The sequence below is a fragment of the Helicobacter didelphidarum genome, assembly GCF_003364195.1.
Classification (GTDB): Bacteria; Campylobacterota; Campylobacteria; order Campylobacterales; family Helicobacteraceae; genus Helicobacter_A; species Helicobacter_A didelphidarum.
In genome coordinates, this window is record NZ_NXLQ01000043.1 from 1 (window position 1) to 6,228 (window position 6,228).

Below are 6,228 nucleotides of genomic sequence, written 5' to 3' on the forward strand. Positions count from 1 at the left end.
TGGATAACAAATACCAAAAATATAGACGATGATTACCTGAAAACTCAAATGGGCTTTGATGAATTTGAGAATCTTTTTAACGAGTTTGTGGAATCTAAAGATAGTAATGTGGATTCTATCGAAGGATTTTTTGGATTTGGACCTTATGGTGGAATTGGTAAATGGACATATGATGAAAAATATGCAACAGGCGGTAAGGTTTCTCAAAATAATCATTGGACTTATAAGCATGATAAAAGTCCATTAGGTAAAATAGAAAGACAATTTCCAAAATTGCCACTGAACAATATGGATAAAAAATATTTAATTTATGCCAAAGAATTTATATTAACTAATCTTAGACCCCTAAAAACATTCCAAGAATCTTTTAGTGAAATCATAGAGATAAATCAAAATGAATATGAAAAAATAGCTAAATATGTCCTCTTTCAAACTCTTTTATCAAGTGATAGCATAAGACATAATTCAAAAATCTTTGGTAATGAAAAAAATGAATTTAAAAACTACAAGTTTGTAGGAAATTCTTGTGTAGATTTTGTAATGGATAAATTGCGGTTAATAGGTGCTAGTAAATTTGACAAAGCTACTGCTATTAGCCCATATGAAGTGCGTATGCATATAAAAGACAATAAGCCAAATATTTACAACCAACAAAAGGGGATTTATAAATCCCCTCTCTCCAAAGGTGATAGAATCTCATATCTTTTGCAAGACATTAACCTCTTCTACCAAAACTACGATAATCTATGCAAACTAGATTCTACTTGGGAGAGTGAAAAGGGATTTAATACCTTTAGAGAGTATTATAATTCTATACTCCATAGTCATCTACTCTATGATGAGAAACTTAATCGTTTAGGAAAAAATAAGATACAAACTCTCCCTAGAGATAACAATATAGAACACATAGAAAATGACATAAATATGAGACTTAATACAGGATTATGTATAGATTGTTATTTTCAAGATATATTGCAGTATGACAAAGATTTTCAATGTGATGTTTCATTGCTATGTGCTAAAAAATTAGATAATGGTAAATTAAGATTTTTAAAAGCAGATTCTAGCAATGATTTTGTATTTAGTAATTTTGATTTTGCAAGTGATGATACTTCACTACTTCAATCGTATCATTTAGCTATGAATATACAACAGCCTATTATCTTTAGCAAAATACCTCATTATAATGTTTGCACTATTTCTAAAGAAAGCAGAGGCACATATATACAATCATTTATGGATAAATATATGGGAATAAGTGGAAATAGCGGAGATTACAGAGATATGATTGCATATAATAAGGGGACAAGAAATGCCTAAGCCATTTATCGAGAGAAAAAACAATGCTGTGCTTGACGCACAAGAACTAGAAAATCAAGGATATACAGATATACACTTTCAAGGTATCCACCTCACAGGTGGCACAGAATCTAATAAACCCTATAATGAATGCTTCTTTGGGGAATTAGATTCTAAAGATAGCAATATGGGATTCAATACATCTAAGCCTATCTATCATCTCATCTCTAATGAAGACTTAAGCAATACAGATTCTCCCTCTCCCCACAATAACACTACCGCCCCCATAGGTAATGCTACCCTCCAAGTATTCCTCAATAACTTCACTCTTACAATACTTCATTATTCTCTTATCCATTCTAGCCTACATATCAAGCTAGAATGTAATAGCTCTGAATCTAAAGAGATAGAAGACAAAGAAAAAGCACTCTTAGAATCTAAAGCAAAAGATTCTAAAGAGAATAAAGAAAGTATCTCCACTGCATTCCTCTGTCCTGTCCTAGAAGATAATGAATTAAAATGTCCTCATAATGGCATAGTGCAATTAAAGAGTAAGAAAGGCAAAAGCTTTAAATCTAAAGGTATCCCTATGATTTTAGAATCTGATTTATTAAATGCTAGTATTGTAGGTTGCACAAACAACATAGCAGGTGTTCCTACTCCCTGCACTCTAGTATCTGTAATCCTCCCAAGCTCTCGTGCCTTAAAGAAGTTTAATGATGATTATCCTATTATGCAAGATTTATGTGCTAGTGGGGTATTAAGTGATAAAGGATTTCCTATCACTTGTAAGCCTAAGAATAATACCTTTAAGATAAATGCTCCTAATCCTAGTAATACTAAAGAGATAAGTAAAGAAGCATTAGCTTCAGCTATAAAGCTTACTAAACCAAGTATAAGATTGTATTATAAAGAACATAACTCTCAACAGGACAATTTGCCTATAAATAAATTGTATTGCAATGGCAACCTCAAAGAACAAGAAGAACCCTTTACATCATTAACATTTGATTTTAAAACAGACACGATTGATATTGCAGATAAAGACTTAGAATCTCTCCTTACTCAAAGATACTCTCATAAAGAGTATATATTAAGACAAATGAATCTACAATTAGGCAATATCCAAATACAGCTTATCTTTATCATTCCTCAATTTCTCCCTAAAGTCTTTAAAGTAGCTTATAAGGAATATGAATATAAGGATTATGGTGTAGGGAGATATACACAACTCTTAGAATATTCTAAGGATATAAAGGAAGACAAAGAATCCACAGCTAAAGACACTTCTTCAAAATCTATTTTTATCAAATATACAAGAGTTTTTCTTTCTTCTTATAAAGCAAACAAACTAGACTTTACATTTGCGCTAGGATTAGATAGTTGGTTGGAGAAAGAAAATATAACAGAGTTTAAAATAGTTAGTGGAAAAATTTATGAAAAAGCAATATAAATAGAAGAAAAAGAATGGAAAAGATTAAAAAAATATCATTAATATGCCAAAAGAATAAATTGATAAACGAGATTACTACCTACACAAAGAATGCTAAAAAAATCGCTTTGCATTGCTCAAACTTCCACAAACCAAAGAATATTTATTCACCAGTAGAAGAATTGGCTTTGGAAGATTGGCTTTGGAAATACCTTTCAGGATTAAAAGGTATAGAAGTAGAAATTCATAATTACAATAGTATCAATCAAGAAAACATTACCAAAAGTTCTAAAGAGGAAAGAAATAAAAATCTTATAATTTATAATAAAAAAAGCGAGTTATCAGATATTTTATTTAATTTTGTTAAACAATTAAATAAAGATAAAGATGAAAATAAAAATGACAAAAAAGATAAAGATGAAGATGAAAAAAATTTATCGAAGGCTATACATAAGTTTTTAGAACAACAAAATAGCATTGATAAATTAACTTCTTGCATAGAAACATATCTCAAAAAACCTCTCATTAAAAAGTTGAAAGAGTTTGAAGAAACAAAATTTTTTGCTGATGAAAAAAGATATGAAGAAAGCCTAGAGCAAATTTTTGATGAACTAATACAAGATATAAAAGCTATACATAAAGAAGGCAATGCTCAAGCTTATAAAGAAATTGTTAATTTATTCTTTAGTATTTTTAATATCTTTGATATTAAAAAGGCTCTCAACAAGAGCAATATGGCTTTAAATATACTTTTTGAGGGAAGTAGAACTTTATTCAATATTTTAGAATGGGTAGATTCTCAATACAGCTTTGCTATATCAAACTCTGTTATTAAACTTTTTGTGCAAGATATTGCCCCTATCATCTCTCTTTTTGATAATCATATACTTAATTACACCCTAATAATAGATGACAGAATCTTAATAGAAATTTCAGGCTTTAAGCGCAATATTACTGAAAGCAAGGCTTATATAAAACAAGATTTGGCTTTATTAATTGAATTAGAAGAAAAAAATCTAGTAAATATACAGGACATAAATTTAAGATATGAACATCAAAGTGAAAATTTGCAAATCTGTGATAAAAAAAATATTACAGATTACCTTATCACGCAAATGAGTTTAAGCAATAATAGACTATCCTATATAGAAAGCCCTTATTTTAATTCTAGCAAGCTTGTAAAACTTATAAAAAACGAAGAAGATACTACGATAAAACCATCAGAACAAGGATATAACTATCTTATCATTAGCAATGCCCCATATAAACATAATGCAGGATTAAATGAAAAGTTGCTTGAAAAGCTTGGTAATGTTATATTCTATGGAGATGATAACAATAAGGAAATTAAAAGCGATAGTTTATTTAAAAATCCACAAGATTATAATACAATCATTGATTATAGCAAATATAAAATCAATATAAAAGATGAAGCAAATCAACCCTATGTAGTATCCCTAAGTCCTTTTGTCTTTGTCCCGCAAAAGGAGTATGAAAACTATCAATTCATCAAAGAAGAGTTTGACAGATTTTCTAGCAACCTTTTAACTGAAGACAAATATTTGATAGAGCAATATTTTGATTTTAAGAGAAAAAATAACGATAAAATACCTATTTTTGATTTTATAGAGAATTTTTTTCAACAAGAAAATAACAAAAAAGATTTCTTAAAGCAGGAGAAAAAATATTTTAAAGAAAGTATAAAATGTCTGCAAGGCTATATTGATAGCTTGATTAAAGTTTTGGTAACTTATGAATATAATTATTATGAGTTTGGTTATGAAATCCCAATTCAAGAAAAACAGCTTAAACCTAAAAAAGAATATTCTGTTTTAGAAATGCTTTTGCTTGCCCTAACTTATTATGTGATTAAAAATTTTTATACCTCTATAGAAACAGATATAAAAAGCTGGTGGTTTTTTAACCCTCACTATGAGCGTATAGAGATTGATAAAGAAAGTCTTACAATGTTACCTTATGACGCTTTTTTAGTGCTTAAAAACAATAAAATACCCCTATGCTTTTCTACAAAAAGAAAAGAAAAACTATTAGAAAACCATCAAGAAGTCTTTTGTATAGAAGAGTTTGTTATAAAATTAGACAATCAAGAGGATACAGATGAGATTGATGTAGATAAAGTCTTAAAGGAATTTTTTAAAGAAGAAGATTTTAAAGATGAATTGAAAAATTTAAACGACAATAATTTAGATGACTTAGATATTTTAGCAAAAGAACTTCAAAATTTAGATGAAAAACTACAAAAGGAAAAATCACAAGAACACATTAAGACCAGCGAATCTTTGTTACTTATTGTCGAAGAATTTATTACTTCATTCTTTCCTTTTGCCTCGCTTATTTTTAATTTAAATCCTTTCAATCTAAGTAAGAAACTTGTAAAACTCCTCATCTCTTATAAAACAAACCATTTAAGAGAAGTATTATTTGGAGAGTTGGGTTTAGCTTATTTAGCCTATATTCTCTACAATCACGATATGAAGATTCACATTCAAACATATAAGAGAAATAGAACTTTAGACAGGAAATTTGAACGATTAAAGAAAAAATCATTTGTTCAAGCGGTTAAACAAGTCCAAAACAGCGTTGCAACTATCAGTCAAAAAGACCATATAAAAGACTTGAAGCAGATAAAAGGACAAGATTTAAAATATTACAAAAATATATTCTTGAAAGATTACACAAAAGACACAATAAAAGATTTTTTCAAATCTATTCCACAATCTATTGGTCTCAATATCTTCAATCAAGTCTTTATCACAGAGTATGAAAAAAGTAAAAAAGAGTTTGAACGCCTAAAGTTTGCTAAATTATCTTACAAATATCATCCTCCTTATGTTCTAAAAAAACACAATGAAGGTGTGTTTTATCCTATGCTTGTAAATAATACCTTTTTATCCTTTAATTTTATCAATATGATTATAGGAGGTAGGCTTAAAACAGGAGCTTTGGGGGATATTGATTCTTTATTTTATTGTTATGAAGGTAAAAATACCAAAAATACAAGAAATTATCTGTTAAATAAACTGCTTTCTTATCTATGTCTTGATGAATTAAGGGTGATGAATGATAATCTTACGCCTCTTAATGATATAGAATTTTTTAATACAAGAGCATATACTAAAGATTTGCAAACTCGCCCAAGATTTTTAAAGCTAAAACACGATGAAGGAGAGTTTACAACTCCACCACACTCTAGTAAGCAAATTAAGGAGAATCTAGCAAAATTTAATAAAACAATGCAAAACATTAATGAAGATAAGAGAAAGGAAGCCTTATATAATCAATACTCTCCAGATAGTTCTAATGGACTTAATGCCATAGATGCTTATCACACTGCTATGAATTACCTTGATGATGTTTATATGGGTAGTTTTAACACAAACCTAAAAGATAATAAGCCAAACTCGGAAAAACATAGAGAATTTTTAAAATCTTTAAATACCATAGGGTTAAATAATATTAGGGCTATGTATGAGGGG

At 28.8% G+C, this 6,228-nt stretch carries 3 protein-coding genes; all 3 read left to right on the forward strand.

What is annotated here, in order from left to right; translation table 11 throughout:
• Window positions 1–1,320, forward strand: a 1,320-nt coding sequence (locus CQA53_RS12430; protein ID WP_181882420.1) for a hypothetical protein, incomplete at its 5' end; no start/stop codon positions are given.
• Entirely contained in the window at window positions 1,313–2,752 is a 1,440-nt protein-coding gene (locus CQA53_RS12435; protein ID WP_181882421.1) for a hypothetical protein, read from the forward strand. The genes CQA53_RS12430 and CQA53_RS12435, both read left to right, overlap by 8 nt.
• Window positions 2,753–2,766: 14 nt before the next feature.
• A partial coding sequence (locus CQA53_RS09850; RefSeq protein ID WP_115543820.1) for a hypothetical protein occupies window positions 2,767–6,228 on the forward strand: 3,462 nt, incomplete at its 3' end.

Bases quoted from the DNA above. Each gene is read 5' to 3' on its own strand.
- CQA53_RS12435 (WP_181882421.1), top strand. From the start codon at position 1,313: ATGCCTAAGCCATTTATCGAGAGAAAAAACAATGCTGTGCTTGACGCA.